The organism is Actinoplanes subglobosus (assembly GCF_042650585.1).
Classification (GTDB): domain Bacteria; phylum Actinomycetota; class Actinomycetes; order Mycobacteriales; family Micromonosporaceae; genus Actinoplanes; species Actinoplanes subglobosus.
On the sequence record NZ_JBHSBL010000028.1, the window covers coordinates 122,373 to 138,880 of the forward strand.

Below are 16,508 nucleotides of genomic sequence, written 5' to 3' on the forward strand. Positions count from 1 at the left end.
CTTCCTCACGCGGCCGACGGGGTGGCGGAGGGTGCCGCGCGGCGTACGTCCACGATGTGGCCGGTCCAGTCGGAGATCATGACGTCCACCGAGGTGCCGGCCACCTCCTCCGCGGTCAGCATCGACGCGGCCGGCTCCTCGCCGAACGCCTGCCGCCGCATCGGGGTCCCGGTGCGCTCCGGGTTGATGCAGTTGACCCGGATGCCGCGTTCGGACCACTCGTCGGCCAGCGCCTGGGTCAGGTTGACGGTGGCCGCCTTGGTCGAGGAGTAGAGGCTGTAACCGGCCCGGCCCCGGGTGTACGAACTGGACGTGTAGAGCAGCAGCGACCCACGGGTCTCGGCCAGGTAGTCCGCCGCCGCCCGGGCGATGTAGACCGGCGCCAGATAGTTGACCCGCAGCGCCTCCTCGATGACGGTGTCCGGGGCGTCGGCCAGTTTGCCGATCCGCAGCACCCCGGCGGTGTTGACCACGTAGTCGATCCGGCCGGTACGGGCGTGAGCCCGGCGTAGCGCCTCGGCGACGTCCTCGGGGTTCTCCACGTGGGTGCCGGTGGTCGAGCGGCTGAACGACAGGACCGTCGCGCCGGCTGCCGCGGCCAGGTCACCGGTGGCCTTGCCGATGCCGTAACTGCCGCCGAAGACGACGACCGTGCGGCCGCCGAGCAGCCTGGCCCGTACCTCGCCGGAGGTCTCGACCGCCGGCGGGTTGGAGTTGAGCTGGAACAGCTTGTCCGCCAGGTGGATGTCGATCGGGTGGGTGATCTTCAGGTTGTTCTCGTCGCCGGGGATCACGTAGATCGGCAGGTCCGGCAGGTAGCGCCGGACCACGCCGCAGTCGTCGGTGGCGGTGAAGTCCGGGTCGGCCGCCGCGAGCTCGTAGGCCTTGCGCAGGGTGGAGAGCAGGAAGCCCTGCGGCGTCTGGCCGCGGCGCAGCCGGCTCCGCGGCGGGATGTCGGTGATGATCTCCTCGCCGTCGACCTCGTCGACCGCGATGATGGTGTCCGCCGAGGGGGTGGCCACGTCGATCGCCTCGTACCGGTCGAGGGCACTCACGCAGTCGGCGATGATCCGCTGCGACACCAGCGGCCGGACCGCGTCATGCACGATCATCTTGCACTCGGCGCCGCCCATCGCCTCGATCGCCCGGCGGGTCGTCTCGCTGCGGGTCCGGCCGCCCGCGATCACACCGGTGACCTTGGTGAAGCCGCCCCGCGCGACGATCGCCTCGACCTCGCCGACGTGGTCCGGCGTCATCAGGACCAGCACGCTGTCGATGACGGGCGACTTCTCGAACGCCGCGAGGGTGTGCTCGATCACCGGGCGTCCGGCGATCTTCACGAGCTGCTTGGGCATCTGCAGCCCGAGGCGCTCACCGACACCGCCCGCGAGCACGATCGCGACCGCCGGCAACACATTATTCATCGCCATTGCACTTTCTTTCGCTTGACACCGGATGGCTCGGATGCCGGGCGACGTTAACAGCACGCGCGGCTAGAAAACAACGCGCTCATGATCTTGTGAAATGCCTTTCTCGGACCTGTGTGACGGCAATGTGATCAGCCGTTTCCGAAGCCGCCTATGTGCAGGCTGTGCAGCGTGAATGAGTGTCCTGTGAGCGCGGCGCCGACCGCCGCTGGTGTGGTTATGGTGGGCGTCCGGGAAACGGCGGCGGAATGGAATACGCCTGTGTCATCGAAAGTCAGCGTGGTCGTCCCCGTTTACAATCCGGGGCCGTACATCGACGATTGCATCAATTCACTCATCGGTCAGAGTCTGCCGGCCGACGAGTACGAGATCTGTTTCGTCGACGACGGATCCACCGACGGGACCCCGGCCCGGCTCGACCGGCTCGCCGGGGAGCACGCGAACGTCCGGGTGATCCATCAGGAGGCCTCCGGCTGGTCCGGCCGTCCCCGCAACGTCGGCATCGACGCCACCACCGGCGAGTACGTGATGTTCGTCGACAACGACGACTACCTCGGCCCCGAGGCCCTGGAGCGGATGTACGCCTACGGTGTCGCCCACGACGCCGACGTGGTCGTCGGCAAGATGGCCGGCAAGGGCCGGCCGGTGCCGCTGGAACTCTTCCGGGAGAACCGGCCCCGTGCCACGGTCCGCGACGCGCCGCTGATCGACAGCCTGACCCCGCACAAGATGGTCCGCCGCGCGTTCCTCGACCGGATCGGCCTGCGTTTCCGCGAGGGCCGCCGCCGTCTGGAGGACCACGTCTTCGTCGCCGAGGCCTACCTCCGGGCCGGCAACATCGCCGTGCTCAGCGACTACGTCTGCTATTACCACGTCAAACGCGACGATGCCGGGAACGCCGGCTTCCGGCCCATCGAACCGGTGGGCTACTTCGGCAACCTGCGTGAGGCCCTCGACGTGGTGGACACCTGGACCGAGCCGGGCCCGCTGCGTGACCGTCTCCACCGCCGCTGGCTGCGCAACGAGATCGTCGAACGGCTGCGCGGACGCCGGCTGCTGGCGATGGACCCGGAGTACCGGCGGGAGATGTTCACCGAGATGCGGGCCGTCATCGAACGGTTCGGGCCGGGGGTGGCCGCCGGGCTCCCCCCGATCCAGCGGGTCGTCGCCGCGCTGCTGGCCGACGGCCGGCTCGGCGACCTCGAAGAACTCGCCACCTGGGAGGCGGGCCTCCGGCCGGTCGGCGACCTGCGGCGGCTGAGCTGGGAGGACGGTGTGCTCCGGGCCGGTTTCACCGTCGAGTACGCCTCGGACGCCGGGCCGCTGACGTTCCGCCGGGACGAGACCGGCATCAGCCTGGCGCCCCCGGTCCCGGACGGTGTCGCCGTCCGGTTCGAGGAGGCGAAGGTCGACCTGGTCGTCCGGGAACGCGCCACCGCCGCCGAGTTCCACCAGCCGGTGACCTTCGAGCGGGAGGAGGTCGGCACGGCGGACCCGTCGGCGGTCCGGTTGCGGCTGCGAGCCGAGGCACACATCGATCCGCGTACGGCCGCCGCGGGCACCCGGATCACCGGCGGCATCTGGGACGTCTTCCTCCGGTACCGGCTCAGCGGCTGGAACCGGGAGACACGCCTCGGGGCACTGCGCGGCCCCGACGCCGAAGCGGGCCGCCGGCTCGGCGTCGTCGACGGGCAGAGCGTCCTGCCCTACTGGACCGACCCGCACCAGAACCTGTCGATCGACGTCCGGCAGAGCACCGGTCGCCTCCGGTACGACCTGCTCGGCACCCGTCCCGAGCAGGTGACGGCGGCGCCCGGCCGGATCACCGTGTCGCTGCCCGCCCACGTCGACACGGCCACCACCGGGCTGCTCCGGCTGACCAGGGCGGCGGCCCGGGCCCCGTACGACGTCGACGCCACCGTCGAACCCACGGCCGGCGGGTGCGTGCTCACCGCCGTGCTCACCGGGATCAAGATCCCGCCGGGGCGTTACCGGATCGCGGTCACGCTGGGCGCGGACGCCGGCGACCGGGCCCCCACCGACCTGCGGCTGACCCTGCGCGTCAACGAGTGGGGAGCCATGGTCGTGCAGTCCGCCGACGACACCACCCGGCCGGCCGTCACCCGGCCCGGCCGGCGGGCGCCGCTGGTGCGCCGGGTGCTGCGCGGGATCAGGACGGCACTGCGGTAGGCGGCAGCCCGGCCATCGCCTCGGCGTAGCGGCGCAGGTGGGGTTTCGTGACCGTGGCCGCATAGCGGCGGAACTGGTCCTGGCACTCGGCACGCAGGAGACCACCGGTCAGCCGGGGCAGCGGGAAGAAGATGCCGTCCTGGGCACCGGGCTGCCACACCTCCGGGACGCCCGCCGCACCGTCGTCCGGGGCGTCCAGGCCGAAGAAGATCTCGGAGACCCCCAGTGACAGGGCGGTGCCGAAGCACATCAGGCACGGCTCCATGGTGATCCCGAGCAGCAGCGGCCGCTCCCGGCGCGACCAGCCGAGCCGCTCGTCGGCCTCGATCATGGCCAGCAGATCGGCGTGCACCAGCCGCCGCCCCCGGGTCCGCTCCGACGTGTGGCCCCGCCCGATGACCTCGTCACCCATGACGACCACCGCGCCGATCGGCATCTCACCGGCCCGAAGGCCCTCCTCGGCGGCTTCCAGGGCCAGCCCGACCAGTTCCTCCGGAGTCATCGCGCCATTGTGCCCCGGCGGGTGCACGCGAAAGCCCGGCCGGTGTGCCCGGCCGGGCTCGTGGGGTGGGGGCTGGTGGGGTGGGGGTTCGTCCGGTGGGGGTCAGATGAGCCAGCGGTTCTTCTGGACCAGCGGGAGCTTCGCCCACCAGCGGCCCAGGCCCCAGGTGTGTCCCGCGTAGGTCAGTGCGACCACGACCGCGGTGAGGCCGTAGACGACGTGGTAGTCGACGAGCGGGTTGGTCGACCGGGTGGCCTCGCCGGCGCTGGTCTCCTGGGCGAGCGGCCATTCGGCGGCCCACATGAAGGCCATCATCAGGCCGGCGGCGACGGCGGCGATCCGCAGGCCGATGCCGAGGATCAGCGCGACGCCGACTCCGAGCAGGCCCAGCATGAACAGCCAGTCCGCCCAGACGGCTCCGGCGATGCTGTGGAAGAAGCTCTCGAACGGTCCGACCGCGACGCCGCTGAGGAATCCTTTGGTCGGCGATCCGCCGTTGATCCAGGCTTTGGCGGCCGGAGTCGCGTACCCGAATCCGAAGGTCTTGTCGAGAAAGGCCCAGAGAAAGACGAACCCGGTGGTGATCCGCAGCGCCGCCAGCACCCGGGCGGCAGTGTGGGTGATCATCGAGCCGGGAGCCTCGACCTGTTCGAGCTGGGCGATGTGGTGGCGAGCGGTGGTGGCCATCTGGTCCTCCTCCAGACGATGTCTTCACCCATGACTCTGCTCCGCGGCGGACATCGACGCCCGTGCCGAAGACCCCCTCCTGATCCCGCGTAGGTCCTGCCCGTTTCGGGACCAACGGCCCGCACGGCGTGCGCGCCCACGACGAATGAGGGACGTGCCGGAAGGCGCGTCCCTCAAGGCGGTACGGGTCAGACGGTGGCGTGCTCGCGGACCGGGGCGGGGATGACCACGACCGGGCAGGTGGCCTTGCGGATGCAGGCCTCACTGACCGAACCGAGCACGGTGTGCCGGACCCGGCTGTGCCCGTGACTGCCCAGCACGAGCAGATCCGCCGTACGGGCGGCGTCGGTCAGCACGTCGGCCGGGCCGCCCTCGATCGCCTCGCCGGTGACCGGCAGGTGGGAACCGCGCCGCTCGGTCAGCGCCTCGATCTCGGCGGTCACCACCTGGGTGGCGAGCGCACTCTCCTCGACGGGGTTGACGGCCGCGATCGGCCCGTAGTCCAGCCCGTTCCACGACCAGGCCATCACCGCCCGCACGGCCCCGCCACGGGCGGCCGCCTCGGTGACCGCCCAGTCCAGGGCGCGACGGCCGCCTTCGGAGCCGTCGACGCCCACCACGATCAGATGACCGGTGCTCATCTCACTGCCTCCTCAGAATCCCACTATATGCGGTTTTTCCTGCTCAGGCGGTCAGCGGTCGAGCAGGATCGGGCAGTCGGCGTGGTGCAGCAGCTGCAGGCCGGTCGAGCCGAGCAGCGTCCCGGCCAGGGTGCCGTGCCCGTGGGTGCCGACGACGACGAGCTGCGCGCCGTGCGAGACACCGGACAGGACGGCGGCGGCACTGTCGTGCGAGAGCAGGGCCTCGACGGCGACGTCCGGGTACTTCTCCCGCCACGGGGCGAGCTGCTCCTCGAAGCGCTGCCGCTCGAGGGCGTCCTGCTCCGGGGTGGAGACGTCGACGGCGGTGAACCCGGCGGTGTAGACCGGCAGCGCCGGCAGATAGCTGCGGATCACGGCGAGGCCCGTGCCGCGGGCCGCCGCGTGGGTGAACGCGGTCTCCAGGACCCGTTCGGCGGTGGGGGACTCGTCGAACCCGACGGCGACCGGCCCCTCGGTGACGTCGCCGCGGCCACGGACCACGACGACCGGGCAGGTCGCGTGGACGGCGACACGCTGGCTGACCGAGCCCAGCAGCAGGCTGGCGAATCCGCCACGGCCCCGGCTGCCGATCACCAGCAGGTCGGCGTTGCCGGCCTCGGCCAGCAGCCGGGCCGCCGGGTTGCCGACCAGCACGTCGATCTCGGCGGACAGTTCGGGGACGATCTCGTGGGCGAGCGCGACACCGCCGCGGGCGACGCCCTCGGCGGCCTTGCGGGCCTCACTGAACCGGCCGGTGCCGAACTCGTACCGGGTCTCGGCCCACTCCCAGTCGAGGACGTGGGTGACCCGCAGGGTGGCTCCGCGCCGGCCGGCCTCCCGGGCCGCCCACCGGACGGCCGCCCTGCTGGATTCGGTGCCGTCGGTGGCGACGACGATGGTTTCGGTCCGCATGGCTCCTCCTCGGTCCGCTTCCACCTCGATTCCACGCCTGTCGATGGGGCCCGGGACAGGGCGGTTGGTCCCCGGCCCGGGGGACTTAAGGGTTGACCGGCGCTGACCGAAGAGCATGGGTGGCACACCCGTGCCTCGCCCGCCGCGTTCACCTTCGAGGGGCCATGGAAAAGACCACTGCCGGCGAACGGCTCCGTTACTGGTTCGACGGCGTCATGTCACGCGGGCTCATCGCCCTCGTCGGACTGCTCGCGCTGGCCAGCCTGGCCTTCATCGCCGTCGTGTCGCTCGTCGTGGCCTACGCCGGTACGTACTTCTACCCGCCGGGGGAGGAGCACTACTCGTTCGGCGAGGCGATGTGGAACAGCCTGATGCGCACGCTGGACAGCGGCACCATGGGCGGCGACCAGGGCACCGGCTACCGGGCGGCGATGCTGGTCGTGACGATCGGCGGCGTGATCCTGGTCGCCAGCCTGATCAGCATCATCTCCAGTGCCTTCGACGCGCGGGTCGAGGAACTGCGCAAGGGCCGCTCGAAGGTGCTGGAGAGCGACCACACCCTGATCCTGGGCTGGAGCTCCAAGGTCGTCCCGATCGTGAGCGAGATCTGCATCGCCAACGAGTCGCGCTCCCGGTCGGCGATCGTGATCCTGGCCGACGGCGACAAGGTGGAGATGGAGGACGAGCTGCGCGCCAAGGTCTCCCGGCGGGGCAAGACCAAGATCATCGTGCGGAGCGGCAACCCGATGGACCTGACCGACCTCGAGGTCGGCAACCCGCACAGCGCCCGCAGCGTGATCATCGTGGCGCCCGAGGACGGTGTCGACCCCGACTCCGTGGTGATCAAGACGGCGCTCGCGCTCACCAACAACCCGCGCCGCAAGACCGGCCCGTACCACATCGTCGGCGAGATCCAGCAGCCCGGAAACCTGGAGGCCGCACGGCTGGTCGGCCGGGACGAGGCGAAATGGGTGCTGACCGACGACCTGATCAGCCGGATCACCGTGCAGACCAGCCGGCAGAGCGGCCTGAGCGTCGTCTACACCGAGCTGCTCGACTTCGACGGTGACGAGATCTACTTCACCGAGCAGCCCTCGCTGGTGGGCAAGACCTACTTCGACGCCCAGCTCGCGTTCCGGCGCTCGTCGGTGATCGGCTTCATCTCCGGTGGTGAGGTACTGCTGAACCCGCCCGCGGACCGGGTGTACCGCGACGGCGACCAGCTCATCGTCATCGCCGAGGACGACAGCACGGTGGCGATCAGCGCCCCCGGCGCGCCCGACCCGAGTGCCGTGGGAGTGGCCCGGCCGCAGAGTGCGCAGCCGGAGCGGGCCCTGGTGCTGGGCTACAACAAGAGCCTGCACACGATGCTGACCGAACTCGACGAGTACATGGAGCCCGGCTCGTCGGTCACGGTGGTGGCCGACGCCGACGTGCCGGTCCTGCGGTCGTTCGAGAACATGACGGTCACCGTCGCGGTCGGGGACGTCACCAGCCGTACCGTCCTGGCGGAATTGAAGGTCCAGGAGTTCCAGCACATCATCGTGCTCGCCGACAAGGACAACCTGGAACCGCAGCGGGCCGACGCGAAGTCGCTGATCACCCTGCTGCACCTGCGCGACCTGGCCGACGACGCCGGGGTCCGGCTCAACGTGGTCAGCGAGATGCTCGACGACCGCAACCGGGAGCTGGCCGAGGTGGCCCGGGCCGACGACTTCATCGTCAGCGACAAGCTGATCAGCCTCATGCTGTCCCAGATCTCGGAGAACGCCCAGCTGTCCGACGTGTTCCAGAACCTGTTCTCCAGCGCGGGCAGCGAGATCTACCTGCGGGAGGCGGGGCAGTACGTGACCGCCGGCACGACGGTCGACTTCTACACGGTGCTGGAGGCGGCACGGCGGCGCGGCGAGACGGCGATCGGCTACAGCCTGGCCGCTCAATCACACGACAAGGCGCGGGCGTACGGCGTGACCGTCAACCCGGACAAGGCGGAGAAGCGGTCCTTCGCGCCGAACGACAAGATCATCGTGCTCGCCGAGGACTGACGCGGCGGGCGGATCAGGATCTTTCGGGCTTTGCCTGCCGATCGCGGCGGTCAGTGACGAAGATGTCACAGGAAGGGTGGTGGTGCCGGATGGTGGTCCTGCTGGTGGCGACACTGGGTCTGATCGCCGCTGCCGCGCTGGCCTTCTGGCCGTCGCGCGACGAGCGGTCCGGAACCGATCGACCCGGAACCGATCGGCCCGGAACCGGACGGGCCCTCACCGGGCGGGCCGAGCCGGTGACTTCCGGCGAACCGGCCGTCCCGAGCACCCTGGAAGGTGTGCTCGCCCGGCAGTTGATCGCCGGCGAGATCACCCGCTCGCAGTACCTGCGCGCGCAGGAGCAGGTCGCCGCCCGCGACGAGGAACGCCACCCGATGATCGTCCGGTGGGACGCTCACCCCTGAAAGACCTGGTCAGGCGGCCGACGCTGACAACGAACACACAGGATGCGCACATGGTGACGCACAGGCGCGGGGCGAATCGTGGAGGTCACACGAGGGAACCGCGCTAGGAGAGACCACCATGCTTGTACAGATCGAACACGACATCGCCCCCGCCGCGCAGCCGACCGTCGCCGTCATCGGACAGCTCAGCCGGGTCGCGGCACTGCCCCAGCACCTGCCGATCGGCTGGCGGATGCGGACGGGAGCCGGCCTCGACGACGTCCAGCCCGGCGACCTCGTGGTCCTCAGCGGGGCGACGGTGCACGACGTCCGGCTGGCCCGCGCCGTGCTGCCGCAGGCCACCCGGGTGATCGCCCTGATCGACGACTGGGCCCCCGCCGAGCTGGTCTCCGGGGTGCTGACCGCGGGCGCCGACGTGTGTGTGCGTGGCGGTCACCCCGGCATCCTGGCCGGCCACCTGGTCGCCTGCCGCCGCCGCCAGCTGGCCGAGCGGTGGGAGACGCTGGACCTGCCGCAGACCTGAGGCCGGCCCGGCTTCGCGGTCAGGCCCGGGACAGCAGCCGGGCCATCTCGGTGCGGGACCGTACACCCAGGCGGGCGAAGACGTTGCGCAGGTGATGATCAACCGTCCGCGGGCTCAGATGCAGCTCCTGCGCCACCTCACGGTTGGTGGCGCCCCCGGCCACCAGCGAGGCGATGCGTTCCTGCTGGGCGGTGAGGGCGGGCCCGGCCGGCGGTGGAGTCTCCACCCGCTCCCCGGCGGCGCGCAACTCACGGACGCTCTGCTCGGCCCACGGGGCGGCGTCGATCAGCTGGAACGTCTCGGCGGCCCGCCGCAGGTGGGTGCGGGCCTCCACGTTCCGGCGGCGGCGGCGCAGCGATCGGCCGTACAACAGCTCGGTGTGTGCCCGCGGAAAACCCGCCTCGCCCTCGTGCCCCAGCGCAGTCTCGAAATGACCCGCCGCGATCTCCGCGTCGTCGGCGCGCAGCGCCCGGCAGCGGTCCCGCAAGGCCAGCCAGCCGGGCTGCCCGGTGCGCCCGGCCCAGCGGTCGAAGGCCACCGCCACCGGCTCGACCGCCTCCCGCACCCCGGCCTGCGCCGCGGTCTCCAGCAGATGCGGCACGACCGCCACCCGCAGCAGCGCCGAACCCGGGCCCGGCGGCGCCGACACCACCGCGAGCAGGCGTTCGGCGGCGGCCGGGAACCGCCCGTCGACCATGTCGAGCAGCGCCAGCGCCCACTCGCACAGTGGCCGGGACGGGCCGTCACCGACCGACGCGATCCGTTCGAGGGCGGTGTCCCGGTCGCCGACCAGCGCCGCGAGCACCGCCAGTACCGCGAGATGCGCGCCGGCCAGAACCGGCTGGCCGGTGCCCCGCGCCACCGCCGCGCCGTCCATCGCGGCCTCGTTCGCGGCCGCGTAGTCACCGGACGCCATCCCGGCCAGCGCCGCCAGTTCCAGGGCCTGCGGCACCAGCACCGACGCGCCCGCCTCCCGGGCCAGGACCGCGGCCCGGCCGGCCAGCGCGGCGGCCCGGCGGGCGTCCCCGATCAGGATGCCGGCGGTCGCGGCCCGCAGCAGCGGACCCGGTTCGGCGACCCGGTCGGCGAGCGCGACTGCCTGCCCCAGCCGGATGAACGCCGCCGGCTCGTCACCGTCGGCGATGCACGCCAGCCCGGCGACATGGTGGAACGCCAGCGCCACCGGCGGCGGCTCGTCACCACGCTGCCCGGCCGCGACCCGGCGGGCCAGAGCCGCGTACCGGATCTGCTCACCGGACCGGCACGCCGCCTCACCGGCCAGCGCCAAGGCTTCCAGCGCGGCACCGGGATCGGACTCGGCGAGCTCGGCGGCGACGTCCAGCAGCACGTCACGGGCACCCGGACGGCCCTCCGGCAGGCTCATCTCGGCGGTCAGGCCGCGGGCACGGACCCGGGCGCTGCCGCCCGCGGCGGGGATCCGGCGGATCAGCTGCCCGGCCTGGTGCGGGCGCCCGGCCAGCCAGGCCGAACGGGCCGCCTCCAGCAACAGGGCCGCCTTCTCCGCGGGGGTCGGGCACAGGCCCGCGGCGTACCGGCGGGCGTCCGCGGCGACGATCGGATCGGCCGACCTCGCGGCGGCCTCCAGGTCCTTCGCGAGCGCCGCGTCGGGGCCGGTGGTCGCGGCGGCGCGATGCAGCAGTGCGGGCAGGCGGGCGCCGCGCTCCTCCAGGACGGCGGCCAGCGCGGCGTGGGCGATCCGCCGGCGGGCGACAGGCATTTCGGCGTACGCGACACCGCGTACCAAGGGCCCTCGAAAGCGGACACCCGCGGCCGTGACCGTGATCAGGCCCCGTCGCTCCGCCTCGGTGAAGTCCGTGAGCGTCCAGGCCATGCCGCCGTCCGCGCCTTCCTTGGCCGCGCCTCCTTCGGCCACGCACCTTCCGGCGCCGCTTTCTCGTCCTCTGTCGCTTTTGCCGGCCGCCGCCAGCAGGGTGTCCGGAGAGGCGTCCGGGGCCGCGGCCGCGAACAGCAGCAGCTCACGGGTGCGCGCCGGGAGTGTGCGCAGCTCGGCCGCGAGGCGGCGGCGCAGCAGGCTGTCCGGCGGCAGCGACTCGGGCGGGGGAGCGTACCCGCGGCGCTGCTCCGGGGTCAGTCCGCGGACCAGGTCGATCAGCGCGCCCGGATGCCCGGCCGCGATCTCGGCGAGCGTGCCGGCGACGTCATCGGCCAGGTCGGGCGCATGTGCGGCGAGGACCCGGCGGGCGGCGGCCGGGCCGAGCGGCGCCAGCCGGTGCACGGCGAACCCGGGCGGCTCGGCGCCGGCGGGGAAGGCGGCGACGATCGCGATCCGCTCGGTCCCGGCGCGGCGGGCGGCGAACACGACGGCCCGCCACGAGTCCGGGTCGAGCAGGTGTGCGTCGTCGATGAGGCACAGCACCGGGCGGACCCGGGCGGCGCCGCGCAGAACCGCCAGCGCGCCCTCGGGTGACGGGGCGTCGAGCCGGTCCCGCAGGAGCATCCGCAGGCCCGCGTACGGCAGATCGCGCTCGTCGGCGTACCCGGAGGCGGTCAGGACCGTACCGCTGTGGAGCCCGGCCGCGGCGTGCAGCAGCGCGGTCCGGCCCTCGCCGGGCCCGGCCGAGATGATCAGGACGCCGCCGCGCCCGGTCGTGGCCGCCGAGGTGAGGCGGCCGATCTCGGCCAGGGCGTCCGAGCGCCCGGCGAGCCCAAGTTTCTGCACTGCCGGTGCATCAATCATGCGGCGAGTGTGCCGTGCCCGCGGGCCGAACGGAACACCGTTACGGCAAATGAAATTTCCGGGATGTTGCCGTGCGATGACACAACGCTGGTGATTTCGCCGATGCGCGCTTGTTGTCGACCCGCCAAGACTGACGTCCGTCGATGCGTTCCCCCGGTTGGCCGCCCAGGTCAGTCCCCCAGGTTAGGAGAAAGTCGACGTGACATCCCGAGTCCTCCGCGCGCTGGCCGTAGCCGCCACCGCGATCACCCTCACCACCGGCACCGCCGTCGCCGCGCACGCTGCCGCGAACCCCTACGAGCGCGGCCCCGCCCCCACGCTCTCCGCCCTCCAGGCGTCCCGCGGACCGTACGCGGTCAGCCAGACCTCGGTGTCCAGCCTGTCCGTCAGCGGCTTCGGCGGCGGCGAGATCTACTACCCGACCACCACCGGCGACGGCACGTTCGGCGCCATCGCCATCTCGCCCGGATTCACCGCCTACTGGTCGAGCATCTCCTGGCTCGGCCCGCGGCTCGCCTCGCACGGTTTCGTGGTCATCGGCATCGAGACCAACAGCACCCTCGACCAGCCGGCCTCCCGTGGCACGCAGCTGCTGGCCGCGCTCGACTACCTGACCCAGCGCAGCTCGGTGCGGACCCGCATCGACGCCAGCCGGCTCGCGGTGGCCGGGCACTCGATGGGTGGCGGCGGCAGCCTCGAAGCGGCCAGCGACCGGCCGTCCCTGCAGGCCGCCGTCCCGCTGGCCCCGTGGAACGCGGACAAGACCTGGAGCGAGCTGCAGGTGCCGACCCTGATCATCGGTGGGGAGAGCGACACCGTCGCGGCCGTCTCCTCGCACTCGATCCCGTTCTACAACAGCATCCCGGCGTCGGCCGAGAAGTCGTACCTGGAGCTCGACAACGCCAGCCACTTCTTCCCGCAGTCCACCAACACCCCGACCGCGGTGCAGGCGGTCGCCTGGCTGAAGCGGTTCGTCGACAACGACACGCGGTACGACCAGTTCATCTGCCCCGGCCCGAGTAGCACCGCGATCTCGGACTACCGCAGCACCTGCCCGCTGAGCTGACAGCCGGACGGGGCCGGGCCGGCGCACCTGCCGGCCCGGCCTTATCCATTTCGGTCACTACCGCGACAGCGCGTGGATACCGCGAACGAAGAGCCGTATCGTTCCTCCTCGTGTCCCACCCCCTGCGCGGCCTGGCCCGCAACCCGGCCCTCCCGCCGTCCGCCCTGCTGCGGCTCGCCGGCGACGACCGGGTCAGCCGGTGGGACCTGACCGCCCGGGCCTCCTGGACCGACGCGGCTTTCGACACCCTCGCCGCACACCCCGATCCGGAGGTACGGGAGTCGCTCGCCCAGAGTCCCGGAGCCACCGGCGACCAGCGCGCCCGGCTCGTCGGTGACCTCAACATCCGGGTCCTGCAGGCCGTTCTCGAAGGCCCGCCGAGCCGCTGGGCCGGCCCACTGCCCGACTGGGTGTACCGCCGTCTCGCCGGGCACCCCGAACCCCTGGTCCGCGACCTGCTGGTCTACCTGCCCGGAACCCCGCGCGACATCGTGGCACTGCTCGCCCGCGACCAGCATCCCGGCATCGCCGACGCGGCCCGTGCCCTGCTCGACCGCAAGCCGTACGAGCCACCGTCCCTCGGCCGTGACCAGGCCGTCCGGTTCGCCTCCGGCGGTTCCGACTGGGACCGTGAACGCGCCGCCGCCGACCCCGCACTTCCCTCCGAATGGGTCGCCGCCCTGGCCGCCGACCCGTCACCGCGGGTCCGGCTGGCCGTCTCCACCCGCCCCGGACTCACCGAGGCCCAGCGCGCCGCCATCGACTACCCCGCCGACGCCGCGCCGCCACTGGAGTGGGTGCTCGCCGCCGGGCCGGCCGAACTGGACCGGTGCGCGCGGTCGGCACATCCCGCCCTGCGCCGCGGCGCCGCCTGCCATCCGGACCTGCCCGCCGACCTGCTGGCCGCCCTCACCGCCGATCCCGACCCCGTGGTCCGTGCGCTGCTCTGCGCTCATCAGGCGCACGCGCCCGGCGAACTGGTCCTGCAGACCTACCTGGCGACCGGTGACGACGACCTGCTGCGGCATCCGGCCTTTCCGCGTACGGACCTGGCCCGCCTCGCCGACGACCCGGCTCCCGAGGCGCGTGCCCTGGTGATGCTGGACCCGGCCACGCCACCGGCCGTGATCGAACAGCTGAGCCACGACCCGTCCGGCCCGGTCCGTTCCGCGGCGGCGGCCGACGCTCGCCTCCCGCAGGCCCGCCTGCTGGCACTCCTCGAATCCCCGGCCACCGCGGAGGCGGCCGCCGCCAACCCCGCCCTGCCGCCCCGGGTGATCAGCCGCCTCCTGGCCGACCTCGGCGTCCGCTGATCGCTTCCGGCCGGCGTCCTCAGGCGACCGGGAAACCGGCCGGGGTCTCGACGCCGGAGAGGTAGCGGTCGAGCATCTCGCGGCGGTCGGTTATCTGCCGCTCCTGCCGGGCCAGCCGGTCCCGGACCTCCCGCACCCGGGCCTGCAGTGCACCGCAGTCACCGGTCGGCCCGGCCGTCCCGGCGCACGGCAGGATCTCCCGGACCACCTCCGACGGCAGACCCGCGCTGTACAGATCCTGGATGAAGGCGACGAGACGGACCGCCTCCTCGCCGTACTCCCGGTAGCCGTTGCCGCGCCGCTCAGCCGGCAGCAGACCCTGCTCCTCGTAGTAACGCAACGCCCGGGTACTGACCCCGGCCGCCTTCGCGAGCTCCCCGATCCGCACCGCACCGCTCCTCGGCTTGACATTGACGTCAACGTGAAAGTTTAGCGTTGCCGGCATGACGAAACACGGGCTCATCACCGGTGCCGGCACCGGCATCGGAGCGGCGATCGCCGAACGGCTTGCCGCCCGGGGAACCAACCTCATCCTGGTCGCACGGGACGCCGACCGCCTGAACGACGTAGCCCACCGCCTCCGGGCCGCCCACGGCGTCGACGTGCTGACCGTGCCACTCGACCTGTCCCGGCCGGACGCCCCCGCCGACCTGGTCGAACGGCTCACCGGGATCGAGGTCGACGTGCTGGTCAACAACGCCGGAGTCGCCCATGTCGGGACGGCCGCGGCCACCGGCCCCGGCCGGATCCGCGCGATGGTCGACCTGAACGCCGCGGCCGTGGCCGAGACGACCGCCCGGTTCCTGCCCGGGATGCTCGCGCGCGGCGACGGCGCCATCGTCAACATCGCGAGCACCGCGGCGTACTCCCCGGCGCCGTGGAATGCCGCATATGCGGCCTCGAAAGCCTTCGTGCTGTCGTTCACCCGGGCTGTCGCGGTGGAGACGGAAGGCACCGGGGTCCGGGTGGTCGCGGTGAGTCCCGGAGCGGTCGAGACCCCGATGAATCCCGGTCACGTCCGGGGGAAACGACAGCCCGAGCAGGTCGCCGACACGGTGATGGCGGCGTTGGACGGCCGCGCGCCGGCGGTCGTGGACGGCCGTCTCAACGCGGCCCAGGCCTTCGTGTTCAGCCGGGTCCTGCCCACCCGGACGGCGTCCCGGCTCATCGGCCGGTTCTTCGCCCGGATGGCCGCGTCGCGGAACTGAAATCGGTTGCCCGCCGGACCGTGCCCCGGGAACCATCGGCCCGATGAGCGTCCCGGAACTGGTGGCACAGGCCCAGCGGCGAGCCGCACGACTGGGCTTCGGCATGTCCTGTGAGGACCCCGTCGGCCCGCTTCTCGCGGTTCTCGCCGCCGGCGTTCCCGAGGGCGGCCGCATCCTCGAACTCGGCACCGGGACCGGAACCGGCACCGCCTGGCTGGCCAGCGGCCTGACCGGCCGCACCGACGCCACCCTGACCACCGTCGAACTCGACCCGGGCCTGGTCGCCGCTTTCCGCGAGAGCACCTGGCCGGCCTGGGCCGAGATCATCGAAGGCGATGCCGCAGCACTGCTCCCGCACCTCGGCCACTTCGACCTGATCTTCGCCGACGCGGTGGCCGGCAAATGGACCGACCTCGCTCTGACCCTCGACGCCCTGGCGCCCGGCGGAGTCCTGGTGGTCGACGACATGGACCTGTCCCGCTACACCGATCCCGCCCATCGGGCAGCGGTCCGGCAGGTCGAGGACACCCTGGCCACCGACCCCCGCCTGCTCACCGTCCACATCCCAGCCGGCACAGCGATAACCCTGGCCACGCGCCGCCGCTGACGCCCCCGCAAATCCGACGCCACGCGCCCGCCCCGCGACCACTCGCTGCGCCGGGTGCGGGCTCCGGGCCCCGGCCGACCTTGCCCGTCTCGGCGCGCCTGCCGGAAACCGGCCGCGGGCATTGCGCTGTCAAGGGCCGCGGAAACCGGCGGGTGGGTGGCGACGGTCGCGGCCGATGTCATCTCCGGCCGGTCGGCGGCATCGAGCGAGATCAGCGCCCCGGTGTCGTCGGCGAGCGGCCCGGCCATCCGGACGACGCCGTTC

The 16,508-nt window shown here is 72.5% G+C and carries 15 protein-coding genes; 8 read left to right on the forward strand and 7 right to left on the reverse strand.

Annotated elements, in window-relative coordinates:
• Positions 1–5 precede the first annotated feature (5 nt).
• A complete protein-coding gene (locus ACFO0C_RS41050; protein ID WP_378072234.1) occupies positions 6–1,424 on the reverse strand; it encodes an SDR family NAD(P)-dependent oxidoreductase in 1,419 nt (472 codons plus the stop codon).
• Positions 1,425–1,688: 264 nt separating this feature from the next.
• On the opposite strand from ACFO0C_RS41050, the gene ACFO0C_RS41055 reads away from it, so the two are divergent.
• A complete protein-coding gene (locus ACFO0C_RS41055; RefSeq protein WP_378072235.1) occupies positions 1,689–3,617 on the forward strand; it encodes a glycosyltransferase family 2 protein in 1,929 nt (642 codons plus the stop codon).
• Here ACFO0C_RS41055 and ACFO0C_RS41060 read toward each other — a convergent pair.
• The 4 genes from ACFO0C_RS41060 to ACFO0C_RS41075 form a co-directional block, all read right to left on the reverse strand.
• Positions 3,598–4,119 carry a nucleoside deaminase gene (locus tag ACFO0C_RS41060; RefSeq protein ID WP_378072236.1) on the reverse strand — a complete coding sequence of 174 codons (522 nt, stop codon included), beginning with the start codon at positions 4,117–4,119 and terminating at the stop codon, positions 3,598–3,600. The two genes, ACFO0C_RS41055 and ACFO0C_RS41060, sit on opposite strands and share 20 nt — an antisense overlap.
• 102 nt (positions 4,120–4,221) lie before the next feature.
• Positions 4,222–4,806, reverse strand: a complete 585-nt coding sequence (locus ACFO0C_RS41065; RefSeq protein ID WP_378072237.1) for a hypothetical protein — start codon at positions 4,804–4,806, stop codon at positions 4,222–4,224.
• Between the two features lie 188 nt (positions 4,807–4,994).
• The gene (locus ACFO0C_RS41070) at positions 4,995–5,447 is read right to left on the reverse strand and encodes a universal stress protein (RefSeq protein WP_378072238.1); all 453 of its coding nucleotides are present in this window, start codon (positions 5,445–5,447) and stop codon (positions 4,995–4,997) included.
• 51 nt (positions 5,448–5,498) lie between these two features.
• Positions 5,499–6,359: a universal stress protein gene (locus tag ACFO0C_RS41075; RefSeq protein WP_378072239.1), complete on the reverse strand. Its 861-nt coding sequence runs from the start codon at positions 6,357–6,359 to the stop codon at positions 5,499–5,501.
• Positions 6,360–6,523: 164 nt separating this feature from the next.
• Between ACFO0C_RS41075 and ACFO0C_RS41080 the strand changes: the two genes are divergently transcribed.
• The 3 genes from ACFO0C_RS41080 to ACFO0C_RS41090 all read left to right on the forward strand — a co-directional run bounded on the left by ACFO0C_RS41080 (position 6,524) and on the right by ACFO0C_RS41090 (position 9,331).
• Positions 6,524–8,404 carry a CASTOR/POLLUX-related putative ion channel gene (locus tag ACFO0C_RS41080; protein WP_378072240.1) on the forward strand — a complete coding sequence of 627 codons (1,881 nt, stop codon included), beginning with the start codon at positions 6,524–6,526 and terminating at the stop codon, positions 8,402–8,404.
• An 89-nt stretch (positions 8,405–8,493) separates the two neighbouring features.
• The gene (locus ACFO0C_RS41085; protein WP_378072241.1) at positions 8,494–8,808 is read left to right on the forward strand and encodes a hypothetical protein; all 315 of its coding nucleotides are present in this window, start codon (positions 8,494–8,496) and stop codon (positions 8,806–8,808) included.
• 118 nt (positions 8,809–8,926) lie between these two features.
• Positions 8,927–9,331: a hypothetical protein gene (locus tag ACFO0C_RS41090; RefSeq protein WP_378072242.1), complete on the forward strand. Its 405-nt coding sequence runs from the start codon at positions 8,927–8,929 to the stop codon at positions 9,329–9,331.
• A gap of 19 nt (positions 9,332–9,350) precedes the next feature.
• On the opposite strand, the gene ACFO0C_RS41095 is transcribed toward ACFO0C_RS41090, so the two are convergent.
• A complete protein-coding gene (locus ACFO0C_RS41095; RefSeq protein ID WP_378072243.1) occupies positions 9,351–12,050 on the reverse strand; it encodes a LuxR C-terminal-related transcriptional regulator in 2,700 nt (899 codons plus the stop codon).
• 199 nt (positions 12,051–12,249) lie between these two features.
• On the opposite strand from ACFO0C_RS41095, the gene ACFO0C_RS41100 reads away from it, so the two are divergent.
• Positions 12,250–13,116: an alpha/beta hydrolase family protein gene (locus tag ACFO0C_RS41100; protein ID WP_378072244.1), complete on the forward strand. Its 867-nt coding sequence runs from the start codon at positions 12,250–12,252 to the stop codon at positions 13,114–13,116.
• A gap of 110 nt (positions 13,117–13,226) precedes the next feature.
• On the forward strand, positions 13,227–14,429 hold the full coding sequence (locus ACFO0C_RS41105) for a hypothetical protein (RefSeq protein WP_378072245.1): 1,203 nt from the start codon (positions 13,227–13,229) through the stop codon (positions 14,427–14,429).
• 19 nt (positions 14,430–14,448) lie between these two features.
• On the opposite strand, the gene ACFO0C_RS41110 is transcribed toward ACFO0C_RS41105, so the two are convergent.
• Entirely contained in the window at positions 14,449–14,817 is a 369-nt protein-coding gene (locus tag ACFO0C_RS41110) for a MerR family transcriptional regulator (RefSeq protein WP_378072246.1), read from the reverse strand.
• 55 nt (positions 14,818–14,872) lie between these two features.
• Here ACFO0C_RS41110 and ACFO0C_RS41115 point away from each other — a divergent pair, with 55 nt between their 5' ends.
• Positions 14,873–15,637, forward strand: a complete 765-nt coding sequence (locus tag ACFO0C_RS41115) for an SDR family NAD(P)-dependent oxidoreductase (RefSeq protein ID WP_378072248.1) — start codon at positions 14,873–14,875, stop codon at positions 15,635–15,637.
• 43 nt (positions 15,638–15,680) lie between these two features.
• Positions 15,681–16,244 carry an O-methyltransferase gene (locus ACFO0C_RS41120; protein WP_378072249.1) on the forward strand — a complete coding sequence of 188 codons (564 nt, stop codon included), beginning with the start codon at positions 15,681–15,683 and terminating at the stop codon, positions 16,242–16,244.
• The last annotated feature ends 264 nt before the right edge of the window (positions 16,245–16,508 follow it).

Bases quoted from the DNA above. Each gene is read 5' to 3' on its own strand.
- ACFO0C_RS41050 (WP_378072234.1), bottom strand. From the start codon at position 1,424: ATGAATAATGTGTTGCCGGCGGTCGCGATCGTGCTCGCGGGCGGTGTC.
- ACFO0C_RS41060 (WP_378072236.1), bottom strand. From the start codon at position 4,119: ATGACTCCGGAGGAACTGGTCGGGCTGGCCCTGGAAGCCGCCGAGGAG.
- ACFO0C_RS41065 (WP_378072237.1), bottom strand. From the start codon at position 4,806: ATGGCCACCACCGCTCGCCACCACATCGCCCAGCTCGAACAGGTCGAG.
- ACFO0C_RS41070 (WP_378072238.1), bottom strand. From the start codon at position 5,447: ATGAGCACCGGTCATCTGATCGTGGTGGGCGTCGACGGCTCCGAAGGC.
- ACFO0C_RS41075 (WP_378072239.1), bottom strand. From the start codon at position 6,359: ATGCGGACCGAAACCATCGTCGTCGCCACCGACGGCACCGAATCCAGC.
- ACFO0C_RS41080 (WP_378072240.1), top strand. From the start codon at position 6,524: ATGGAAAAGACCACTGCCGGCGAACGGCTCCGTTACTGGTTCGACGGC.
- ACFO0C_RS41085 (WP_378072241.1), top strand. From the start codon at position 8,494: ATGGTGGTCCTGCTGGTGGCGACACTGGGTCTGATCGCCGCTGCCGCG.
- ACFO0C_RS41090 (WP_378072242.1), top strand. From the start codon at position 8,927: ATGCTTGTACAGATCGAACACGACATCGCCCCCGCCGCGCAGCCGACC.
- ACFO0C_RS41095 (WP_378072243.1), bottom strand. From the start codon at position 12,050: ATGATTGATGCACCGGCAGTGCAGAAACTTGGGCTCGCCGGGCGCTCG.
- ACFO0C_RS41115 (WP_378072248.1), top strand. From the start codon at position 14,873: ATGACGAAACACGGGCTCATCACCGGTGCCGGCACCGGCATCGGAGCG.
- ACFO0C_RS41120 (WP_378072249.1), top strand. From the start codon at position 15,681: ATGAGCGTCCCGGAACTGGTGGCACAGGCCCAGCGGCGAGCCGCACGA.